The sequence below is a fragment of the Lientehia hominis genome (assembly GCF_021044755.1).
GTDB lineage: Bacteria > Bacillota > Clostridia > Lachnospirales > Lachnospiraceae > Lientehia > Lientehia hominis.
Genome location: NZ_JAJNOR010000001.1, coordinates 257,236 through 279,310, shown reverse-complemented (window position 1 = coordinate 279,310; position 22,075 = coordinate 257,236). Strand labels below are relative to the sequence as shown.

Below are 22,075 nucleotides of genomic sequence, written 5' to 3'. Positions count from 1 at the left end.
CCTGCCTCCTTTTATTCGTTAAGATTAGGTTTATTTGAAAGGTATTCAAAGGTATACCCAGGGGCACCCCTAAATACATGCCCTCCGGGCAGGCGCACTTCGTGAGGCAGGGTATAAAATGAAGTTTTATAATTGATTTTTTGTTTATTATTATATTGGGAGAAAAGATATGAAAAAGAAAAGAGGTATTATCATCGCCCTGGTGTGCGTGATCATCGCAGCAGCGGCGGGCAGCCTTTGTCTTCTCATTTATATGAATAAGGAGAAAAAGACGGGATATGAGAAATGGATGGAGGCGGGGAAGAAGAATCTGGAGGAAGGAAATTATGAGGAGGCCATATCTTCTTTTAAGCAGGCGATCGAAATGGAGCCTGAATATGCAGATGCTTACATAGGGTTCGCAGACGCTTCTCTTGGTGAGGATTTTTCTTATTGGAAAGAAGCGGTCAAAACGATTTGTGATGGTATTCAGAGAACAAAAAATTCTGCTTTGGTGAAAAAGGCGCTGGAGATCGGGCAGGAGCGCGTGGACGAGACAGAAAAACAGGAAGTCCTGGATATGGTAAAGACGGTCTATCCGGAGCTGTCCGAGAAGACCGTTGAAAATTACTGGAATGATGAAAAAAAGGAGACGGCAGAGGAAAGTGGAGAGAGCACTGCGGACGAGACAAAAGAAAATCCCAGACAAGAAACAGAGAATGTGACCGGAGCGGGGAATTTGGCCGGAAATATAAATAATGGCGGATATGTAGTCGAAAATGAAACCTGCGTGGTATACAGCTATGAGAATGCTCTTTGGCGCATGAATCAGGATGGGAGCGGAAGAGTGAAGCTTTTTGACGGAAGCTGTTCTTCTCTGAACCTGTGGGAGGACCAGGTCTATTTTCTGGCGGAAGAAGAAAAGGCCGGGGAATATGACAGGCCGTATAAGACCCGGACACCGTACCGCGTTGGATTGAATGGAGACGGGCTGACCGCGATTGGCGTGCCGGCGGATGAGGGCGGCGTGGTCATGAGCTTTTCGGATTACTATATGGATGAATATACGGCCGGAGCCGGTTACCGGGGCTTTACCGTATATGACGGATATCTTTACTATATAGGAAGAAACGGGAGGGAAGGGACTTATACCTGCACCAATATGAACAGCAACGGCGGCCAGACGGTGACAGTGACCTATCATGATAATGCCTCCCTCTACCGGATGGATCTGGATGGAGGAAATGTGACGGAATTGGTGGAGAATTTGGGAAACGCTTCTCCTCAAATGTGCATTTCAGACGGAAAGCTCTATTATACAGTCAGCTATTATAACTGCTTCTTCGGACCTTATAATTTTACTAAGTTCTACCGGGCTTCTTTGGACGGCACCATGGCGGAAGAGCTGCCGGTACATCGGGAAAGTAACGCGCCGTTTACAAGCGATTACGGCAGTTATACGGAATACGTACTGGGGATTCAGGTTTCAGACGGAAAGCTTTATCTTTCCTGCGGGGACAGTGAGGGAGAATTCCCGGATTCCAGATTCCATGTATACGATGCCTTCAAGGAGTCCTTTGGAGACAGACTTTTGGAGGAAAGAAGCTGGGTCGGAACTGTTGCTTCGGACGGAAAGCTGTATGCAGCCACTGGCGGAAGAGTCTGGGGAGAAAATGGTGCCCCTCTTACTAACCGGGCCATGGCAGTCTGCGGAGACAATGGACAGGCAGAGAAGCTGCTGAAGGTGTTTGATGAAGCCACCTATGGAGGAGACAGCTATTTTAATGAGATTTTTTATGAGATCAACGTGACAGAGGATTGGGTATACTATCGGATGAAGAGTGGGCAGAACAGTCTGAAAAAACAGGAGCTGGGCAGAATATCTAAAGACGGGACAAAGCAAGAGATTCTGTATGGAAACTAATGGCAGGGGGCCGGTTGACATTTAAGAAGAGCTATAGTATGCTTTGTTTGACTTATGAGAAACGAAAGGAGCAGCGCTTACATGAAAAAAGAACCTTTTGTAACACTGGAACAGTTGAAAGAGATCGACAAGAGTTATCCGACTCCTTATCATTTGTATGATGAGAAGGGAATAAGGGAGAATGTCATGCGGGTGAAGAAAGCGTTTGCCTGGAACAAAGGCTTTCGTGAGTACTTTGCGGTGAAAGCCACTCCGAATCCCTTTTTGATAAATATTTTAAAAGAGTATGGCTGCGGCTGTGATTGCTCCTCATTGACAGAGCTTATGCTGGCGGACGCTTTGGGAATTTCGGGAGACGGAATCATGTTTTCCTCCAACGCGACGCCGGCCGAGGAATATCAGTTTGCCAGGAATCTGAATGCGACTATCAATCTGGATGATTTTACCCACATTGAATACCTGGAAAAATGCGCGGGAATTCCGGAGACAATCAGCTGCAGGTATAATCCGGGAGGAATCTTCAAGATGAGCAATGGCATCATGGACAATCCCGGGGATGCCAAATACGGTTTTACCCACGAACAGATTATCGAGGGATTTAAGATACTGAAAGCAAAAGGAGTTAAAACCTTCGGTCTCCATGCTTTTCTGGCTAGCAATACTGTGACGAACGAATATTATCCGATGCTTGCCAAGGTGCTGTTTGAGCTGGCGGTAGAGCTGAAGGAGAAGACGGGGGCTGATATTAAATTCATCAATCTGTCAGGAGGAGTGGGAATACCCTACCGGCCGGAGCAGGAGCCCAATGATATTCAGGCTATCGGAGACGGAGTGCGAAAAGCATATGAAGAAGTGCTTACTCCTGCCGGCATGGACGATATTGCCATTTACACTGAGATGGGGCGTTTTATGATGGGGCCTTACGGCTGTCTGGTGACAAAGGCAATACATCAGAAGCATATCTATAAAGAGTATGTGGGCTGTGACGCCTGCGCTGCGAATCTGATGCGGCCGGCGATATATGGAGCATACCATCATATCACGGTCATGGGTAAGGACAACAGTGTCTGTGACCACAAATATGATATAACAGGCTCGCTTTGCGAGAACAGCGATAAGTTTGCCATTGACCGGATGCTCCCTAAGGTTGATGTGGGAGATTTTCTGGTGATCCACGATACGGGCGCTCATGGATTTTCCATGGGATATAATTATAATGGGAAGCTGCGCTCGGCGGAGCTTTTGCTTAGGGAAGACGGAAGCGTTCAGCTGATACGGCGGGCGGAAACTCCTCGGGATTATTTTGCGACGTTTGATTTCTGTGATATATTAAAAGACATGAAATGGCAGGAATAGGAAATGCATAGGATAGACACGATATTGTTTGACTTGGACGGAAGTCTTCTGCCAATGGATCAGGAGGAGTTCGTGAAGTGTTATATGGGCGCGCTGGGAAGGACCTTTGCACCGTCGGGCTATGACCCGAAGCACCTGACGTCTTCTGTGTGGAAGGGGACGGAAGCTATGGTACAAAATGACGGGACCATGAGCAACCGGGAGCGGTTCTGGAATGTGTTCTCTCAGGTGATGGGACGGGAAATGCTCAGCGAAGAGCCTGTATTTGAGCAGTTCTACCGGGAACAGTTTGGTGAAGCGAAGGCAGCTACTGCTTTCCAGCCTCTGGCAAGTGAGACTGTGAAGATTTTTCGGGAAAAGGGATACACGGTGATCCTGGCTACGAATCCGCTGTTTCCTTCTGTGGCCACCCACCGCAGGATGGAATGGGCGGGGCTTTCTCCGGGGGATTTTGATTTGGTGACCACTTATGAAGAAGAGACATTCTGCAAGCCGAACCTGAAATATTACACCTCCATTTTGGAGCGTTTCGGGAAAATGCCGGAACAGTGCATGATGGTCGGAAACGACGTGGATGAGGATATGTGTGTTACATCCCTGGGAATCAAGGGCTACCTTTTGACGGACTGTCTGCTGAACCGACATGGAAGATCTCTGGAGGGATATCTTTCCGGCAGCTTTGAGGAATTCCGAAGGTTTGCAGAAAGAATGCCTAACCTGACCTGACAGGCAAAAGTACATAATATCGATGAAGATGCCGGCGGAAGACGAACGGCATCTTTAATTTTTCTTCGGTCCGTTCACGTAACGCTTTCTTGTCATGATTCTAAAATGGGGCGGCCCGGTCGGGGAGTTCTTTCTATGGAAATTATGTTGTGCCTGTGATATACTTGTCATGGTTGGGGGAATTCTCCAAATGGAAGGAGCGGGCATATGAAAAAGGAAGAAGAAGGAAAATTGGAAACTGCTAGACATGGAATGAAGAAATACGCTTCCATGGGTCTCACGGCATTTTTAGTGATTGCAGCGAGTATTCTGTTTTTTCTGCTTTTATACAAAATAGATGTGGTTTTGAAAGCCATCCGGACTATCTTGAAGATTCTGGAGCCGATTGTTTTTGGATTTGTATTCGCATATATCATGTATCCGGTGGTGAGATTCTTTGAAAAGAGGCTTGACGGTCTTATTAAGAAAATCATAAAAAAGGATGAACGGGCTGTTAAACTCAATAAGGGAGTCAGCATTTTTCTGGCGCTTCTCTTCTGGGTCGCCATCATCGTGATTCTGGGTGTCATGGTACTTCCGGAACTGTATACCAATATCCGCAATATGATCGTGGCACTCCCAGGGCAGATTCAGCATGCATCGGCAGCGATTACCGACTATATGGGCCAGGAAGGGATGAATACGGAGATTGTCCGGAATATTACGGAAAAGATCATTACTTTTTTTAATAACTGGGTGCAGACGGATTTTCTGAAGGATATGAACATGGTCTTTGGATACCTGACTGCGGGAGTCATTAATTTCTTCAGCACTACTTTGAACATCGTGGTGGGTGTGATCGTCGCGCTGTATGTCCTGAACGGCAGGCGTACTTTTAAGCGGCAGGCGAAGCAGGTCATTTACGCGGTCTTTTCCAAGAAAAATGCGGGAATCCTGATTGATACTCTGAAAGACAGCAACAGGATATTCGGCGGCTTCATAGCCGGTAAGCTCGTGGATTCTTTGATAATCGGGATTCTGTGTTTTATTGTGCTTTATTTTCTGAACATGCCTTATACAGTCCTTGTCAGCGTAATAGTGGGAGTGACCAACGTGATACCATTTTTCGGACCGTATATGGGGGCCATTCCCAGCGCGATCCTGATACTCCTGGCCAATCCGGCGAAAGGAGTCATTTTCATTATATTTATCATCATTCTCCAGCAGATTGACGGAAATATCATCGGACCGAAGATATTAGGAGAATCCACAGGACTTTCAGCTTTTTGGGTGGTGTTTTCAATCCTTCTCTTCGGAGGACTTTTTGGGATTGTGGGAATGCTCATCGGAGTACCCGTATTTGCTGTGATCTATCAGATCATCAGCTCCATTGTCGATTACAAACTGAGGAAAAAGGGAATGACGGTCTTGGCGGATGAGGGGAAAATCGACAAAGATATTTGATGCATGATTCGGGAAGTTATGATAAAATAACAGTGAATTTTCAATTTTTGACATAAGATGCAGGAGGATAGATCATGTATTGTGAAGAATGCGGGAAACAGATACCGGATGATTCCAGGTTCTGCGACGGATGCGGCGCGAAGGTCTGGCCTGTGGAGCGGCAGGATGCTCCGCCGCCTCAGAATTGGCAGGATCCATACAGAAGCGGGCAGTCTTCTTACGATGCGCCGGAGAAGGAGAAAAAAGGCAGGGGTATGACGGTGTTGATCGCCGCTTTGGGCGTGGTAGCCGTAGTGCTGATAGGCGTGCTCATTTTCCTTGGAGTTAAAGTTTTCGGCGGGAAAAATGGAGGCGATGTGGAAATAGCGGGAGCGGAGACCACCTCAGAGGCCGGTATGGAAGAGGAGAAGGAAGAGAGTAAAAAGGAGGCAAAGACCAGTGAGGCGTCAGTCGAATCCTCCGTGACGGCAGCGCCAACGGTACCTTCTACAGCGCCGACGACTACAGCACCCGTAACTACCGCGGCTGCGACAGCTGCGGAAAGTGAATATGTACTGCCTGGCAGCGATTCTGTTTATCTGACGGAAGCAGATTTGGTCGGTCTTACGAAAGAACAGCTGAGGATAGCGAGAAACGAGATATACGCCCGCCATGGACGAAAATTCAAGGATGCGGCTCTGAACGAATATTTTATGAGTAAGTCCTGGTATACGCCTCTTTACGAGCCAAACCAATTTGAAGCGCTGGGGGACAGCGTCTTCAATGATTATGAGGTCGCAAACCGGAAGCTGATCGCGGATTACGAAAAGAAAATGGGGTATTGAATACAGTTATCCCAGGAAGGACGATTGAGAAAATGAAGCAGATACGGATAGCGGTATATGATTTAGATGCCGTGTATACGGAACGGTTTTGCCAGTATATGGGGGAGCGGTATGGGCGGACAGCGGAATTCTGTCCAGTCTATGAAAGGGGTGAACTGGACGGCCTGATCGCCACCAGATCTGTGGATGCCGTATTGACGTCTGATGCGCTGAGGGAAGAATATCCGCCGTTCATAGGGGATATCCATGTGGGATATTTTACTGCAGAAGCCTCAGAAGAACCGGGAGAAATTTTCCGCTTTCAGAGCTGCCGGGAACTTCTTCATGGCATAGAAAGGGTTTTGGACCAGGAAGATACTGCAGTGAAGACGGTGGCCTTTATCGGTGCGAATGCGGCGGTGGGAACTTCCACGGCGGCAGCAGCGTATGCGATGCGTCTTGCCGCCGAGGAAAAGCGGGTCCTGTACATCAATATGAGCGATCTGGGCGACACTGGAAGTATTTTCCAAGGGGTCAATCCAAAAGACTTCCAGTTTCTTATGACGGAAATGAAAACAGGGGCGGATTTAGAAGCAGCCATGTCTGCCGCGCTGAACCGGGATTCCAGTGGAGTGTATTTTTATGACAATGCCGATGCCCCCCTGAGCATTATGGATATCGGGGAAGAGCGGGTGGAAGCATTTTTGAAGAGGCTGACAGAACGGGGAGATTTCCGCTATATCATCATAGACAGCAGCTTTTCCGTAAACCATGGGCTTTTTGCGGCTCTTATTGCTGCGGATAAGGTGGTTGTGGTCAATGACGGGACCTTTGTTTCCAATCAGAGATTCCATAAAATCTGGACGCTGATGAAACGCCTGGATTTGTCCACGCATCCGGGAATCTGCCAGAAGACGGCACTTCTTTATAACAAATTTCATGCCCAGTACGGGAAACGTTATGAAAACCCGGAGATTGTGGTTGCTGGGAGTATAGAGATCCTTCCGCCGGCCGGAACGGTGCAGATGGCAGAGCAGATGGCCCGGCTGGAGGTGCTGCAGGAAATATTGCGGTAGAACAGAAGGGAGCAGAGATTACATATGGATAGGATCGATAGACAAGCGCCGACAGAAGCGGCATTTGATGGGATTACCTATGAAATGCTTATTTATAATAATATAGAAGGTGTGCTGAAGCTGGAGATTGATGAAGCGGCAGGGGAGGCGAGATATATTACGGAGGGATATTCTCCGCTGCCTCGTATGTTTCCTGCCAGAATGCCGAAAAAAGCGGTGGTCCAGATACTTAAAAGCCTTTTGGGAGTTTGGGTGAATCTGGATGAATATATGATTCCGAGAAATGAGCTGCTGATGGAGCTTTCTGATGTATTTATCAATGAGGAGAGCGGAGAGGTCAAATGGATCTGCGGGCTTCAAAAAGAATCGAGGAGTCCGATAGAAAAGCTGCGTCTTTTTATGACGGAGCTGGTGAATGTCATGGAAGGGAATCCAGAGAAAAATCAGGAAAATATGATCACACTTTTAAAATATGTAAAGGGAGTGAAACGGGATAACCTGGATCAGTGCAGGGAAATGACAGATGCCCTACTTCTGCAGGATATTGCGGCTGATTCAGCGGAGGCTGCGGCGGCAGAGAATCCGGTATCTTTTGGAATGGAAATGGCGGAGACAGAAAACGCGCCTGAATTTTCATATGAAGGAGAACCGTCGGAGGATGGATTGGATATCATGCTCCCGGATGCGTTTGCTGCCCGGGAGATTGCATATATCATCCGCATCCGGACCGGTGATGAAATGGCGGTAGTGCTGGATGAGACTCTCATTGGAAAGAGTCCTGATGCGGACTTTTGTATCCCGGATAACCGGGCGGTCAGCCGTCACCATGCCAGTATCCTGATGGATGAAGGAGAATATTATCTGGTGGATCATAATTCTACTAACTCCACATACTTGAACGGTATGCGGCTGGATCCCGGAGATGAATACAGGCTTTGCCACGGAGATGGGTTTGTCTTGGCAGATGAGCCGTTCCAGTTTATGATAAGGTAGGACAGAAAGGGAGGAGAGTATGTATTGCACGAACTGCGGCACAAAAAACAGCGATGGGGCAAAGTTCTGCAGAAGCTGCGGCAGGCCGATGGAATCGGAGACGATTCCGTTGGCGGATGAGGTAAAAGAGGCCCCAGGAGAGGTGCCTTGGAGTCAGGCTGGTCAGCAGGTAACACAACCTTTTTATTCGGAGTATGGGGATCCAGTCCGGCCTGGAGTGCAGCCAGGGATGCCGCCCTATCAGGGAAATGACAAGAAGAAAGGAAAAAAGGGACTGATCATCGCCGCTGCTCTGATTTTGGCAGTGGCTGCCGCGTCGGCCTTTGGATTTGTTGCATATAAGGAGAGCAGACCGATGGCGCCGGTGGAACAGCTTGTGGGAGCGCTTAAAAAAAGCGATTGGGGAGCTCTTTATGACAGTGTTTATTGGGGTACCGCACCGGAATATGACAGAAAGACCTTTATCTCCGAAGCAAGGGAAAATATGGGGCAGCTGGTTTCCTATATATCGATGCTCAGCAATGTCAAAGTGAGCAGGGTAGCGGAAGGGACGCCATACCGGAATTCGGATGGGCTTATCTGCAAAGATCTGACAGTGAATATGAGTGTCTCGGCTCTGGGGATGTCCCAGGATCAGGAGGCGACTATAACGGTGGTGAAGAGCGGAAGGAAATTTCTGTTTGTTCCCGTATGGAAGATATCGGCGGAGGACGTCGGTTCCATATTGGATTGACAAACCGCAGTCTGACTTCACAGAGAGCGGATAAAAATACAAGGAATATTGGCTTTACTTATAAATATCAATATAAATAAGTTCTTTAGTTCTAATGAGGAACGACATCAAGGAGGAAAAAGTATGGCAAAGTTTTGTAGTCAATGCGGCAGGCCCCTGAATGAAGGAGAGATTTGTTCGTGCCAGCAGCAAAAAACACAGGCGCCTCAGACACCGCCGGTAGCTGCTAAGGAGCAGCAGGCTCCGGTACAGCCGGATAAAGAAGGGCAGCAGACGAATGCACAGCAGCCCAGTCAGGGCCAGCCCTATGGAAACCAGCAGGGATATACGCAGCAGTCCAGTCAGGGTCAGCCCTATGGAAATCAGCAGGGATATACGCAGCAGCCCGGTCAGGGCCAGCCCTATGGAAATCAGCAGGGATATACGCAGCAGCCCGGTCAGGGTCAGCCCTATGGGAATCAGCAGGGATATACGCAGCAGCCCAGTCAGGGTCAGCCCTATGGGAATCAGCAGGGATATACGCAGCAGCCGAATCAGGGTTATCCTTACGGGAACTATCAGGGATATACGCAGCAGCCGAATCAGAGGCAGCCTTATGGAGGACCTCAGGCGCCAAAGCAGTCCGGAGCAGCGGGCGTTTATGTGAAGGGACTGTGGGGAACGATCCTGGATGCGTTCAAAAAGCCGGCCGGAACTCTCGGGAATTTGGCTGCAGCCGGAAAGAGCCATGTGATATTCGGTCTTTTGGGAATTCAGGCGGTTTTATTTGCTTTGATGTTTGCCTTCTTCGGATTTAAGATTAATTCAATGGTGGGCAAATATAGTTATGGCATGGGAATCAAGGTGGTCAATACTCCTTTGCTTTTCTTTATGGCGCTTCTTGCAGGCGCGGCGATTTTCGCGGTTTGGGCCGCTTTTTCCATGCTGTTTGTGAAATCCATGGCGAAAAAGCCGATGACTTATATGCAGGGTCTCGGAGTTGCTTCAGCAAAAGCCCTGGCACAGATGCCGTTCACAGCATTATCAGCACTGCTCATTTTGATTCTTCCTTTGAGCGGCCGTTTTACTTATATTTTGTTCCTGATTGTTTATGAAGCAGGCAGTCTTCTGTGTTATTTCTTCATCCCGGCTGCGATGGATTCTTTCTGCCCAAATGATAGGAATAAGAGGATATGGATGCTGTTTGTGATCTTCCTTGTGAATATAGTAGCAGCGGCGATTATTTCGTGGATTTTCCTGAATGTGGCCGGACGGAACATCCTCGGTCAGCTCATGGGCTATTCTAGTCTTTTCTGATTTTAAAATAATAAGATACAAAGTACCGCCGAATCTGTTTAGAGATTCGGCGGTTTGCATTTATGGATATGATACAAATTGACCTGTTGTATTGATCAGCCGCAAATATTTGTTTGAAAGGTATTCTAAGATATGATCAAAATATACCAGGTTTTCTCAGGCTCAGACCTGAATTTTCACGAATTATGGGTTGAAAAGGTGAAAAGAGAGTGTTAGAATGATAACGATAGCATGGCGGCAGTATACGCCGGCGTGCGGGAGGAAAGGTAAGGAGGAAATAAAATGTTCAAGATTCTTAGAGCAGAGCATCTTGCAGAGAACATTGTTCTTATGGATGTAGAAGCAAAGCGTGTGGCAAAAGCCTGCCAGCCCGGACAGTTCATCATTGTCAGGCTGGACGAAAAAGGGGAGAGGATTCCTCTGACCATCGCAGACTATGACAGGGAAAAGGGGACCGTAACTATTGTATTCCAGCCGATTGGAGCATCTACTTATCAGTTTGCAGATCTGAAAGCAGGGGACAGCTTCATGGATTTTGTAGGTCCGCTGGGCCGCCCTTCCGAGCTCACTACAGATGATCTGGAAGAAGTTAAAAAGAAAAAAATTTTGTTCGTGGCAGGGGGTGTCGGCACGGCGCCTGTATATCCTCAGGTAAAATGGCTTCATGAGCATGGGATTGATGCCGATGTCATCGTCGGTGCCAAGACAAAGAGCCTGATCATCATGGAAGACATGATGAAAGAGGTGGCAGGAAATCTTTACGTTACTACCGATGATGGAAGCTACGGCAGAAGCGGAATGGTGACAAAGGTCATCGAAGATCTGGTTGCAGAAGGCAAGCAGTATGATCTGTGTGTGGCGATCGGCCCGATGATCATGATGAAATTCTGTTGTTTGACAACTAAGAAATTAGGCATTCCTACCATTGTCAGCATGAACCCCATTATGGTAGACGGTACTGGTATGTGCGGTGCCTGTCGTCTGACTGTGGGTGATGAAGTGAAGTTCGCATGTGTAGACGGTCCTGAGTTTGACGGCCATAAAATCAATTTTGACGAGGCCATGAAGCGTCAGGCTATGTACAAGACAGAAGAGGGCAGAGCCCTGCTTAAATTCCAGGAGGGTGATACCCATCATGGTGGATGTGGACATTGCGGAGGTGACAAGTAATGGAAGGATTAAAGAGAGTACCCGTCAGGGAGCAGGCCCCCAAAGTAAGGGCCGCTAACTTTGAAGAAGTGTGCCTGGGTTATAACCAGGAGGAAGCAGTTGAAGAGGCAAAGCGCTGTCTGCAGTGCAAAAAGCCGCTTTGCGTACAGGGATGTCCGGTAGCCATCGATATTCCCGGATTTATCGGAAAAATCGTTGAGGGAGATTTTGCTGCCGCTTATCAGATCCTTTCGGATTCCTCTTCCCTGCCGGCTGTGTGCGGGCGTGTATGCCCTCAGGAGAGCCAGTGCGAAGGAAAATGCATACGCGGAAGGAAGGGCGATCCTGTTTCCATCGGAAAGCTGGAGCGTTTTGTGGCTGATTGGGCAAAGGAAAATGGAATCAAGCCCAAAAAAGCGGACAAGCTGAACGGTAAGAAGGTAGCAGTCATCGGTTCCGGTCCCGCAGGTCTTTCCTGTGCAGGCGATCTGGCAAAATGGGGATATGATGTAACGATCTTTGAGGCTCTTCATGAGCCCGGCGGTGTGCTTACATATGGGATTCCGGAATTCCGTCTTCCCAAGGATGCGGTTGTGAAGCCCGAGGTGGAGAACGTGAAGTCTCTGGGTGTGAAATTGGAAACAGACGTGATCATCGGCAAGTCTGTGACCATCGATGAATTGTTTGATGAAGAAGGCTTTTCTGCTGTTTTTGTCGGCTCCGGCGCAGGTCTTCCCATGTTTATGGGGATTCCCGGGGAAAATGCCAACGGCGTATTTTCTGCCAATGAATATCTGACAAGAAGCAATCTGATGAAAGCAAGACTGGATGATTATGCGACTCCCATGCCTGTAAGCAAAAAAGCAGTCATCGTGGGCGGCGGAAACGTGGCTATGGATGCTGCCAGGACAGCGCTTCGTCTGGGCGCAGAGAGCCATATCGTATACAGGCGAAGTGAAGCGGAGCTTCCTGCCAGAGCAGAAGAAGTTCATCACGCAAAAGAAGAGGGCGTTATCTTTGACCTACTGACCAATCCTGTAGAAATTCTTACGGATGATAAAGGCTGGGTAAGAGGTATCCGCTGCATTCGGATGGAACTTGGCGAACCTGATGCCTCCGGCAGAAGAAGACCTGTTGCCATCGAGGGGTCCGAGTTTGAAATCGAGGCGGATGCAGTGATCATGTCACTGGGAACTTCTCCCAACCCTCTTATTTCTTCTACGACGGCTGGTCTGGATGTGAATAAGAGGAAATGTATCGTTGCAGAAGCTGAAACAGGAAAGACCAGCAAAGAAGGCGTATACGCCGGCGGAGACGCCGTTACCGGTGCGGCTACGGTCATCCTGGCTATGGAAGCCGGACGCGCAGGCGCTAAGGGCATCCATGAGTTTTTATCTAAATAAGGTATGTGAAGGAGACTTATGATGGTCAAGCATTTAGTGAGCTGGAAGTTTAAGCCGGAAGTGTCCGATGAGCAGAAAGCAGCAGTTGCGGCGGAGTTCAATGAGCGCCTGCAGGCAGTGAAAGCTGTGGCAGAAGGAGTAGTGGACGTAAAAGTGATCGCTCCGCCCCTGCCCACCAGTTCTGCAGATATCGTTCTGGACAGCACCTTCGTATCGGCAGAAGCGTTGGCTGCATATCAGGTACATCCCGGACATGTGGAAGCAGTGGGAGTTTGTGTAAAACCGTACCTGACCGACAGGACCTGCTGTGATTACGAGTGTGAATAGATAGTGGTAAAGGGCCGCCGGGACGTTGAAGACCGGCGGTTCTTTTTCAGCGGAAAAGGAGAGGATAATATGTTAGAGAGATTAAAAGAGGAAGTATACCGGGCGAACATGGAGCTTCCCCAGCACGGTCTGGTAGTTTACACATGGGGAAATGTCAGCGCCGTTGACAGAAAGAGCGGCCTGGTGGTGATCAAACCCAGTGGCGTTGACTATGCTACGATGAAGCCGGAGGATATGGTTGTTGTGGATTTGGACGGAAAGATAGTAGAAGGCACGCTCCGCCCATCTTCCGATACACCGACTCATGTGGAGCTTTATAAGGCATTTCCGGGAATAGGCGGTATCGTGCACACACATTCTTCCTGGGCCACTTCCTGGGCACAGGCCGGCAGGGGAATCCCCTGTTATGGAACGACTCATGCGGATTATTTTTACGGAGAGATTCCCTGTGCGCGTGTACTTACGAAAAAAGAAGTCGAAAGTGCTTATGAAAAAAATACGGGAAAAGTTATCATTGAGGCCTTTGAAGGAAAAGATCCCTTGTCCACGCCTGGGGTGCTGTGCACCAGCCACGGTCCGTTTACTTGGGGAAAGAATGCGGCAGAGGCTGTTCACAATGCGGTCGTACTGGAAGAAGTGGCTAAAATGGCCACTCGAACGGAGATGCTGAATCCAAAAGCGGAGCCGGCTCTTTCTTATATTCAGGATAAGCATTATTTCCGAAAACACGGTCCTAATGCGACCTATGGCCAGAAGTAGACAGATATTGTCGTTGCATTAAGATAAAAGATTATCGTATAGAATCTCCTTTCCCTGCGGACAATAAGGGCAGAAGCGCGGAAAGGAGAAGAGTGATGAAAGAAGATGAGAAAACAAAACAGTCCATATCTTCCAGTATTGGGGATAATATGCAGCTGTTCCACGAACTTCTGAGAGTGGATACCAACTTCGACGTGGTTTACCGTACCATGAAAATCGGAGGCCGGCAGGCCTGCTTTTATTTTGTGGACGGATTCGTAAAAGATGCGGTACTGCAGAGGATTATCCAGTATATGTGCGGGATATCAGCGGAAGAATTTCCTAAGGAGGCCCACGAGTTTTCCAAGAAGCATCTGCCTTATGGAGAGATCGGTATTCTGCGGGATGTAGATGAGATCACAACACAGCTTTTGATGGGTATCACCTGCCTGTTCATTGACGGCTATGACGCCTGTTTGACCATAGACTGCAGGACATATCCGGCCAGAAGTGTGTCAGAGCCGGGAAAAGAAAAAGTGCTGCGCGGTTCAAGGGACGGATTTGTAGAGACCCTGATCTTCAATACCGCCATGATACGGCGCAGGATCCGCGATCCGAAGCTGAGCGTGGAGATCACACAGGCGGGAAAGAGCTCTCGGACGGACATTGCCATCTGTTATATGGAAGGGCGCGTGGATACGGAGCTTTTGAAGAAGATAAAAAAGAGAATTGAAGATATCAAGGTGGATGCTTTGACCATGAGCCAGGAGAGTCTGGCAGAATGTATTTATCCATATAAATGGTATAATCCCTTCCCGAAATTCAAATATTCAGAACGCCCTGATACTGCGGCCGCCCAGCTGCTTGAAGGGAACATCATCATTCTGGTGGATACGTCGCCTGCAGCGATGATTCTTCCGTCTTCTGTGTTTGATATCATTGAAGAAGCAGATGATTTCTATTTTCCGCCGGTCACAGGCACCTACCTGAGACTTTCAAGGATGCTGATCACGATTCTCGGGGTGATTCTTACGCCGCTGTGGCTTTTGTTCATGCAGAATCCGGAATGGATTCCCGATAGCTTTCAGTTTATCATGATCAAGGATGCGGTGAACATACCGCTGATCTGGCAGCTGCTCATTCTGGAATTCGCCATTGACGGTCTGAGGCTGGCATCCTTGAATACGCCCAGTATGCTGTCGACGCCGCTCAGCGTGATAGCGGCCCTCGTGGTCGGGGAATTTGCGGCAAATTCCGGTTGGTTCAACTCTGAGACCATGCTATATATGGCATTTGTCGCTCTGTCCAACTACACGCAGTCCAGCTTTGAACTGGGATATGCACTTAAATTCATGCGTCTGATTCTGCTGATCCTAACGTCGATATTCAATCTGTGGGGCTTTATAGCCGGCATGTTGATCTTTATCCTGGCAGTGGTAACGAACAAGACCATTGCCGGAAAGAGCTATATATACCCGATTCTCCCGTTCAGCCTGCGGGAAGTGAAGAGACGATTTCTCCGCGCCCGCCTGACTCCGGGGGAGAAGGATTCCTGATTTACGAAACTTTTGTTGACAAACATTCTCAATTGGCATACAATTCTCATAGAATAGCCCTGGAGGAAGGAATTCCGCACCAGGGCTATCTGTCAGAATGAACGTCACGGAGGGAATGAGGAGCATGACTCTGACTGAAGGGAAAATAGGCTGTGTATATCAAGTTGAGCGTCTGCAGGTGAAAGAGAATGTGACCAGGCGTCTGGAGGCGCTGGGGGTCAATGAACAGACGAAAATCACGATTTTAAATAATAAACGGAATGGTTCGACCATCATTCGTGTACGGGGAACGAGGCTGGCTTTGGGCCGCCTGATCACCGATGGTATTTTCATAAAGGAGGTACAGGGATGAAGGCGGCTTCAGATCAAAAAAGCATTACGGTAGGATTTGTCGGGAACCCAAACTGTGGGAAAACCACATTGTTCAATGCTCTGACGGGAGCATCCCTTAAAGTGGCCAACTGGCCGGGGGTTACTGTCGAGCGAGTGGAGGGAGAAGCGAAATACAGATCTCAGAGGATCAAAGTCATCGACCTTCCGGGCATATACAGCCTGACTTCATATAGTATCGAGGAAAAGGTATCCAGACGGTGTGTCATGGGAGAAGAAGTGGACGTTATCGTCAATGTGGTGGACGCATCTTCTTTGGAGCGGAACCTATATTTGACGCTTCAGCTTTTGGAGCTTGGAAAACCCGTGATTCTGGCGCTGAATATGATGGATATTGTGGAAGAGCGGGGGCTGGAGATCGATCTTCACCGTCTGCCGGAAATGCTGGGCGGAATTCCCGTGGTTCCGGTGTCCGCGAGAAAAAGGACCGGGCTGGAGGTCCTTCTTCACGCTGTGGTGCATCACTCCGAAGAGGGGCTTCACAGTCAGGTGATGTTTTATTCCAAAGGGCTGGAGGCCAGGATCGCAAAGACAGAGGATGCCCTGAATAAAAAATATGGAAAGCTGCCCAACGCCAGATGGATGGCCATTAAAGAACTGGATTTTGACGAAGAGATCACGAAAAATTATCCGCTGGATCTGCCCGGAGTGCTGGATGAATCCTACGAAAAGCAGATCATTAATGAGAAATATGACTACATAGAAGAAATCATGGAAGAGTGTATGGTCAATAAGGAGAAAAAAGCGGCCAGCACGGAGCGGATCGACAGGTGGATGACGCATCGTATCTGGGGAGTGCCGATATTTCTGGGAATTCTTGCCCTGGTGTTCTTCCTGACTTTTACCATAGGAGATTTTCTGAAGGGTTATTTTGAAACGGGGCTGGAGTGGTTTTCTGGTCAAACGCTGCTTTTGATGCAGAATATAGGGGCTGCGGACTGGCTGGTATCGCTGATTGTAGACGGTATCATTGCAGGGGTGGGAGGTATTCTGACCTTTCTGCCTAATATATTCATCCTGTTCCTTGCCCTCGCTTTTTTAGAGGATTCCGGGTATATGGCGAGAGTGGCTTATGTGATGGATGATATCATGGGAAGGGTGGGCCTCTCCGGAAAAGCTTTCCTGCCCATGGTCCTGGGCTTTGGCTGTACGGTGCCTGCGGTCATGGCGACCAGGGGGCTGGAAAGTGAAAGGGACAGAAGAAGGACTATCCTCATCACGCCGTTCATGTCTTGTTCGGCGAGGCTTCCGGTCTATGTTCTGTTTGCCAGTGTATTCTTCGGAAATAAAGCCATGTTTGTTGCTTATTCCCTTTATGTCATCGGCGTCCTGATGGCCATCGCTGTCGCTTTGGTGGTCGACCGTCTGTCGCCGAAAAAATTGGAAAATGCCCTTCTCATTGAGCTGCCCGAATATAAAACGCCCAATGCCAGGACCATTGCCATCTACGTGTGGGAAAAGATCAAGGATTATCTTACTAAAGCAGGAACCACGATTTTCATTGCTTCCATTGTGCTTTGGTTCGTCCTGAATTTTAATTTTTCCGGAATGGTCACGGAGGTGTCGGACAGCTTCGGGGCCATGCTCGGCCATGCTCTTGTCCCGATATTGGCTCCCGCGGGCCTGGGCGTCTGGCAGATCGCGGTAGCGCTCATCAGCGGGCTGTCCGCAAAAGAGGTGGTAGTATCCAGCTGCTCTGTACTTTTTGGAATCAGCAATATTAATTCGGCATATGGCATGACCGCTCTTTCAGGAGTCCTGGGCTCCCAGGGATTCGGTCCTCTGAACGCGTATGCGTTCATGCTCTTCTGCCTGCTGTATACTCCGTGTGTGGCGGCTATCGGCACCATCCGCAGGGAGACCCATTCTTTGAAGTGGACGGCCGGTATGGTTTTATTTCAGCTGCTTCTGGCGTGGACGGCGGCCGTGCTGGTATATCAGATAGGAGGCCTTTTTCTATGAGAAAAAAAGGGCTTTCTTATTAAAATAAAATCGTATATAATGGCTGTAGTTTTATAAAGGGGAAGGATAAACGGGCTGCAGGATGTGAAATTGACAGAGGTGATGATATGGCGTATGAAATATTGAAGAAGATGATTGATGAAAGCCAGAAGATTATGGTGTTCAGCGGCATGGGTATGATACGGGAATCGGGAATTGCCTATTTTCGGGATGAGCCGTATGCGTACCAAATTGAAGCTGAATACGGTGTGTCGCCGGAAGAGCTTTTAAGCGCCCAGTTTTACAACAGCCGTCCGGGCTCCTTCTACAACTTTTATAAGAAAGAAGTCCTGAGCAGAGGCGGAGAGCCGAATCCGGCTCATTATGCCCTGGCGCGTCTGGAAGCTCAGAAAAAGAAAGCCGGGGGATATGTGACCGTAGCGACAAGGAGCATATCCGGTATGCATCAGGCGGCCGGAGTGAAAAATGTCATAGAGCTGCACGGAAACTTTCACAACAACAGGTGTACCGGATGCGGAAAGGAATTTTCACCGGAGTACATTTTAAAATCTCACGGAATCCCCCACTGTGACAAGTGCCAGAGTGCGATCAGACCGGGTATCCTTCTGGCGGGAGAGATGCTCGACAATGGCCTGATCACTAAGGTGGCCAATGAAACAGAGGCAGCCGATATGCTGCTGGTGATAGGCACTCATCTGGATGCTTATCTGACCAAGAGGTTCCGCCTTTATTACACCGGGGACAAGCTGGTGCTGATCAACAACGAGACCCATCCAACGGACCGGGAAGCCGATATGGTGATTTATGAAAAGGTATCGGACGTACTGCCAGAGGTCATTCAATAGAATCATATAACAGGAAGGACAGTTATCATGGAAAGAGTAAGAACAAGGTTTGCGCCGAGCCCCACAGGTAAAATGCACGTGGGGAACCTGCGTACGGCGCTGTATGCTTATTTGATCGCGAAACACGATGGTGGAGATTTTCTTCTGCGCGTGGAGGATACGGATCAGGAACGTTTTGTGGAGGGAGCTCTGGATATTATTTACCGGACGCTTGAAAAGACGGGGCTTATACATGATGAGGGCCCGGACAAGGATGGCGGCTGCGGCCCATATGTGCAGAGTGAGAGAAATGCCCAGGGCATCTATCTGAAATATGCGAAAGAACTGGTGGATAAGGGAGAGGCGTATTACTGCTTCTGTGACAAGGACCGGCTGGATTCCCTTAAGACGGAGGTCGCGGGAAAAGAAATTGTGGTATATGACAAGCATTGTCTGCATCTTTCCAAAGAAGAAGTAGAAGAGAAGCTGAAAGCCGGAGTGCCCTATGTGATCCGCCAGAATAATCCCACGGAAGGGACGACGACTTTTTTTGATGAGATCTATGGGGACATCACCGTGGAAAATTCAGAGCTTGACGATATGATCCTGATCAAGTCAGACGGTTATCCTACTTATAATTTTGCCAATGTGGTGGACGACCACTTAATGGGAATCACCCATGTGGTAAGAGGCAATGAATATCTATCCTCTTCACCGAAGTATACGAGGCTGTACCATGCTTTCGGCTGGAAGGAGCCGGTATATGTCCATTGTCCGCTGATTACAGATGAACAGCATAAAAAATTGAGCAAGCGCTGCGGTCATTCTTCTTTTGAGGATCTGATATCTCAGGGCTTTGTGACAGAGGCAGTGGTGAACTACGTGGCGCTTCTGGGCTGGTGTCCGGAGGAGAACCGGGAGATTTTTTCCCTGGAGGAACTGGTAAAAGCTTTTGATTACCGTCATATGAGCAAATCACCGGCGGTATTTGACATTCAAAAGCTTAAATGGATGAACGGCGAATATATAAAGGCGATGAATCCGGATTCATTTTATGCCATGGCAGAGCCCTATCTCAGAGAAGCTATCAGAAAACCGCTGGATTTAAGAAAGATCGCACAGATGGTGCAGACGAGGATTGAGGTATTTCCAGATATCCCGGGGCTGGTCGATTTTTTCGAAACCCTTCCGGAATATGAGACATCTATGTACATCCATAAGAAGATGAAGACTACAGAAGAGAGCTCTCTGGCGGTATTAAAAGATATTCTGCCGGTGTTGGAAGCCCAGGAGCATTACAACAATGACGCGCTTTACGGTGTCCTCCAGAATTATGCGAAGGAAAAGGGTTACAAGAATGGCTACGTATTGTGGCCGGTCCGCACCGCGGTGTCCGGAAAACAGATGACGCCTGCCGGGGCTACCGAGATCATGGAGGTCATTGGGAAAGAAGAGACGATTTCCCGCATACAGAAAGGCATTGAAAAGCTAAGCGCATGCTAAAACAGCCATTATCGGAACAATCACAGCTGAATTCTTATCAAAAGATGGCAGTCAGCCATAAAGAGGGTCCCGCTCTTGTATTAGCGGGGCCCGGTTCTGGAAAGACTCTAGTTATCACCCACCGGATTCGGATGCTCATAGAGGAATACGGTGTGGCGCCGGAGCATATTCTGGTCATTACGTTTACCAGGGCGGCGGCCACGCAGATGAAGACACGGTTTGAAGACCTGATGGAAGGGCGGCATCTTCCTATAACCTTCGGGACATTTCATTCCGTGTATTTCCGCGTGCTGAAGCATGCTTATCACTATGACGCGTCCCAGATCATCGGGGAGGAGAGGCGGCTCCGCTTCCTTTCCGAAGTGTCGGCGCAGGTAGAACCCACCATGGCAGAAGAAGGCATAGAGTCTCTGCAGGAGCTGCTCAGCGAAATCAGTACGGTAAAGAGCGATATGCTGGATATCAGCCACTATTATTCCAGAACCTGCCCGGAGGATACTTTTCGGAAGATTTACCATGCATATGAGGAGAGGCTGAGAAAAGAGCGGGTGATCGATTTTGACGATATGCTTTCTCTTTGCTTTGAGCTGTTTTCGGCCAGAAAGGATATCCTGTCTGGCTGGCAGAGGAAATATCAATATATCCTCTGTGATGAATTTCAGGATATCAACCGGCTTCAGTATGAGATTTTGAAGCTCTTGGCACTGCCTGAGAATAACCTGTTCATTGTAGGAGACGATGACCAGGCCATATACCGGTTCCGGGGAGCCAGGCCGGAGCTGATGCTTGGATTTGAAAAGGAATATCCGGGAGCGGACCGGTATCTGCTGGCAGTGAATTATCGTTCTTCCGAAAAGATCATCCAGGCGGCGGAAAATCTGATCTCCCATAACAAGGTTCGGTTCCGCAAGGAAATTTCCGGAACAGGAAAGGATGGAGGGCCTGTTATTCTGGGAAGCTTTCCGGGGCCAGGAGAGGAGTACGAACGGATTCTGTCTCATATCCGCTCTTACCGGGAATCCGGCAGGGCCTATGAAGAAATCGCTGTGCTCGTGCGGACAAATACGGGGGCCAGGAAACTTCTTGGAAAGCTCATGGAATATAATATCCCGTTCCAGACGAGGGATACAGTTCCCAGCCTCTACGACCATTGGACCAGCGGTGACATTTTTGCTTATATCCGGGCGACCATGGGGGATGAGAGCCGGCCTGTCCTCCTGCGGATCATCAATAAGCCCTGCCGCTACATCTCCAGGACTGTTTTTTCCGGGAGCGGGGTATCTCTGGATGAAATAGAAGCGATGTATGAAGAAAAGCAGTGGATGGCAGAACGGGTCCGGTGTCTGCGCGAAGACCTTCGCGCAGTGGGCAGACTTTCTCCTTATCAGGCTGTGGGGTATATCCGGAAAACAATCGGATACGACGGGTATCTGAAAGGATATGCAAAGGAGCGGCATTTGGAGGAAAATGGTCTTTTGGAAATTCTGGAGGAGCTTCAATCAGATGCGGGAGAATACAAAACCTTTGCCGCCTGGTTCAGCCACATGGCCGAATACCGGGAAGAGATGAAACGGCAGAGAGAGAATTCAGCGGCGGATCGCCGCGGAGTGGTGGTTTCGACCATGCATGGGGCGAAAGGGCTTGAATACCCTGTTGTCTTCCTTCCGGATGTCAACGAACAGGTGATTCCTCATGAAAAAGCCGGACTTTCGGCAGATGTGGAGGAGGAACGGAGATTGTTCTATGTGGCGATGACCAGAGCAAAAGAAAAGCTGCACATCTATTCTGTCAAAGAACGCTATGGAAAAGCCGCTGCAGTCAGCCGGTTCGTGGAGGAGCTTAAATGTCGGAAGGATGCCGGCGGATCATAAGGATAAAAAAGGAGGCAGTCTCT

The 22,075-nt window shown here is 48.8% G+C and carries 19 protein-coding genes; all 19 read left to right on the top strand.

Annotated elements, in window-relative coordinates; genetic code table 11:
• Positions 1-169 precede the first annotated feature (169 nt).
• Positions 170-1,903, top strand: coding sequence for a DUF5050 domain-containing protein (locus LQE92_RS01260; RefSeq protein WP_231061200.1), 1,734 nt, complete (start codon positions 170-172; stop codon positions 1,901-1,903).
• A gap of 81 nt (positions 1,904-1,984) precedes the next feature.
• Positions 1,985-3,259: a diaminopimelate decarboxylase gene (locus LQE92_RS01255; RefSeq protein ID WP_231061199.1), complete on the top strand. Its 1,275-nt coding sequence runs from the start codon at positions 1,985-1,987 to the stop codon at positions 3,257-3,259.
• Positions 3,260-3,262: 3 nt separating this feature from the next.
• Entirely contained in the window at positions 3,263-3,985 is a 723-nt protein-coding gene (locus LQE92_RS01250) for an HAD family hydrolase (RefSeq protein ID WP_269141839.1), read from the top strand.
• A 207-nt stretch (positions 3,986-4,192) separates the two neighbouring features.
• Positions 4,193-5,428, top strand: a complete 1,236-nt coding sequence (locus LQE92_RS01245) for an AI-2E family transporter (RefSeq protein ID WP_231061197.1) — start codon at positions 4,193-4,195, stop codon at positions 5,426-5,428.
• Between the two features lie 74 nt (positions 5,429-5,502).
• Positions 5,503-6,252, top strand: coding sequence for a YARHG domain-containing protein (locus tag LQE92_RS01240; RefSeq protein WP_231061196.1), 750 nt, complete (start codon positions 5,503-5,505; stop codon positions 6,250-6,252).
• A 32-nt stretch (positions 6,253-6,284) separates the two neighbouring features.
• Positions 6,285-7,307, top strand: a complete 1,023-nt coding sequence (locus LQE92_RS01235; RefSeq protein ID WP_231061195.1) for an AAA family ATPase — start codon at positions 6,285-6,287, stop codon at positions 7,305-7,307.
• A 24-nt stretch (positions 7,308-7,331) separates the two neighbouring features.
• Entirely contained in the window at positions 7,332-8,300 is a 969-nt protein-coding gene (locus tag LQE92_RS01230) for an FHA domain-containing protein (RefSeq protein WP_231061194.1), read from the top strand.
• A 19-nt stretch (positions 8,301-8,319) separates the two neighbouring features.
• On the top strand, positions 8,320-9,033 hold the full coding sequence (locus LQE92_RS01225) for a zinc ribbon domain-containing protein (protein ID WP_231061193.1): 714 nt from the start codon (positions 8,320-8,322) through the stop codon (positions 9,031-9,033).
• Positions 9,034-9,156: 123 nt separating this feature from the next.
• Positions 9,157-10,329 (top strand): Yip1 family protein, encoded by a 1,173-nt coding sequence (locus LQE92_RS01220; protein WP_231061192.1) that lies wholly within the window; start codon positions 9,157-9,159, stop codon positions 10,327-10,329.
• Positions 10,330-10,611: 282 nt separating this feature from the next.
• Positions 10,612-11,499: a sulfide/dihydroorotate dehydrogenase-like FAD/NAD-binding protein gene (locus LQE92_RS01215; protein ID WP_231061191.1), complete on the top strand. Its 888-nt coding sequence runs from the start codon at positions 10,612-10,614 to the stop codon at positions 11,497-11,499.
• A complete protein-coding gene (gltA, locus tag LQE92_RS01210) occupies positions 11,499-12,881 on the top strand; it encodes an NADPH-dependent glutamate synthase (protein WP_231061190.1) in 1,383 nt (460 codons plus the stop codon). The genes LQE92_RS01215 and gltA overlap by 1 nt, the downstream gene beginning before the upstream one ends.
• Positions 12,882-12,899: 18 nt before the next feature.
• Complete coding sequence (locus tag LQE92_RS01205; RefSeq protein ID WP_231061189.1) at positions 12,900-13,208, top strand: Dabb family protein; 309 nt, start codon at positions 12,900-12,902, stop codon at positions 13,206-13,208.
• A 69-nt stretch (positions 13,209-13,277) separates the two neighbouring features.
• Positions 13,278-13,967, top strand: a complete 690-nt coding sequence (locus LQE92_RS01200) for an L-ribulose-5-phosphate 4-epimerase (RefSeq protein WP_231061188.1) — start codon at positions 13,278-13,280, stop codon at positions 13,965-13,967.
• Positions 13,968-14,062: 95 nt separating this feature from the next.
• On the top strand, positions 14,063-15,502 hold the full coding sequence (locus LQE92_RS01195; protein ID WP_231061187.1) for a spore germination protein: 1,440 nt from the start codon (positions 14,063-14,065) through the stop codon (positions 15,500-15,502).
• Positions 15,503-15,626: 124 nt separating this feature from the next.
• Entirely contained in the window at positions 15,627-15,854 is a 228-nt protein-coding gene (locus LQE92_RS01190; RefSeq protein WP_231061186.1) for a FeoA family protein, read from the top strand.
• A complete protein-coding gene (gene feoB / locus LQE92_RS01185; RefSeq protein ID WP_231061185.1) occupies positions 15,851-17,854 on the top strand; it encodes a ferrous iron transport protein B in 2,004 nt (667 codons plus the stop codon). The genes LQE92_RS01190 and feoB overlap by 4 nt, the downstream gene beginning before the upstream one ends.
• Positions 17,855-17,961: 107 nt before the next feature.
• Positions 17,962-18,699, top strand: a complete 738-nt coding sequence (locus LQE92_RS01180; protein WP_231061184.1) for a Sir2 family NAD-dependent protein deacetylase — start codon at positions 17,962-17,964, stop codon at positions 18,697-18,699.
• Between the two features lie 27 nt (positions 18,700-18,726).
• Positions 18,727-20,181 (top strand): glutamate--tRNA ligase, encoded by a 1,455-nt coding sequence (gene gltX / locus LQE92_RS01175; RefSeq protein ID WP_231061183.1) that lies wholly within the window; start codon positions 18,727-18,729, stop codon positions 20,179-20,181.
• Entirely contained in the window at positions 20,175-22,052 is a 1,878-nt protein-coding gene (locus LQE92_RS01170) for an ATP-dependent helicase (RefSeq protein ID WP_231061182.1), read from the top strand. The genes gltX and LQE92_RS01170 overlap by 7 nt, the downstream gene beginning before the upstream one ends.
• The last annotated feature ends 23 nt before the right edge of the window (positions 22,053-22,075 follow it).

Bases quoted from the DNA above. Each gene is read 5' to 3' on its own strand.
- LQE92_RS01205 (WP_231061189.1), top strand. From the start codon at position 12,900: ATGATGGTCAAGCATTTAGTGAGCTGGAAGTTTAAGCCGGAAGTGTCC.
- feoB (WP_231061185.1), top strand. From the start codon at position 15,851: ATGAAGGCGGCTTCAGATCAAAAAAGCATTACGGTAGGATTTGTCGGG.
- LQE92_RS01235 (WP_231061195.1), top strand. From the start codon at position 6,285: ATGAAGCAGATACGGATAGCGGTATATGATTTAGATGCCGTGTATACG.
- LQE92_RS01240 (WP_231061196.1), top strand. From the start codon at position 5,503: ATGTATTGTGAAGAATGCGGGAAACAGATACCGGATGATTCCAGGTTC.
- LQE92_RS01225 (WP_231061193.1), top strand. From the start codon at position 8,320: ATGTATTGCACGAACTGCGGCACAAAAAACAGCGATGGGGCAAAGTTC.
- LQE92_RS01180 (WP_231061184.1), top strand. From the start codon at position 17,962: ATGGCGTATGAAATATTGAAGAAGATGATTGATGAAAGCCAGAAGATT.
- LQE92_RS01255 (WP_231061199.1), top strand. From the start codon at position 1,985: ATGAAAAAAGAACCTTTTGTAACACTGGAACAGTTGAAAGAGATCGAC.
- LQE92_RS01250 (WP_269141839.1), top strand. From the start codon at position 3,263: ATGCATAGGATAGACACGATATTGTTTGACTTGGACGGAAGTCTTCTG.
- LQE92_RS01190 (WP_231061186.1), top strand. From the start codon at position 15,627: ATGACTCTGACTGAAGGGAAAATAGGCTGTGTATATCAAGTTGAGCGT.
- gltA (WP_231061190.1), top strand. From the start codon at position 11,499: ATGGAAGGATTAAAGAGAGTACCCGTCAGGGAGCAGGCCCCCAAAGTA.
- LQE92_RS01195 (WP_231061187.1), top strand. From the start codon at position 14,063: ATGAAAGAAGATGAGAAAACAAAACAGTCCATATCTTCCAGTATTGGG.
- LQE92_RS01230 (WP_231061194.1), top strand. From the start codon at position 7,332: ATGGATAGGATCGATAGACAAGCGCCGACAGAAGCGGCATTTGATGGG.
- LQE92_RS01200 (WP_231061188.1), top strand. From the start codon at position 13,278: ATGTTAGAGAGATTAAAAGAGGAAGTATACCGGGCGAACATGGAGCTT.
- LQE92_RS01170 (WP_231061182.1), top strand. From the start codon at position 20,175: ATGCTAAAACAGCCATTATCGGAACAATCACAGCTGAATTCTTATCAA.
- LQE92_RS01215 (WP_231061191.1), top strand. From the start codon at position 10,612: ATGTTCAAGATTCTTAGAGCAGAGCATCTTGCAGAGAACATTGTTCTT.
- gltX (WP_231061183.1), top strand. From the start codon at position 18,727: ATGGAAAGAGTAAGAACAAGGTTTGCGCCGAGCCCCACAGGTAAAATG.
- LQE92_RS01260 (WP_231061200.1), top strand. From the start codon at position 170: ATGAAAAAGAAAAGAGGTATTATCATCGCCCTGGTGTGCGTGATCATC.
- LQE92_RS01220 (WP_231061192.1), top strand. From the start codon at position 9,157: ATGGCAAAGTTTTGTAGTCAATGCGGCAGGCCCCTGAATGAAGGAGAG.
- LQE92_RS01245 (WP_231061197.1), top strand. From the start codon at position 4,193: ATGAAAAAGGAAGAAGAAGGAAAATTGGAAACTGCTAGACATGGAATG.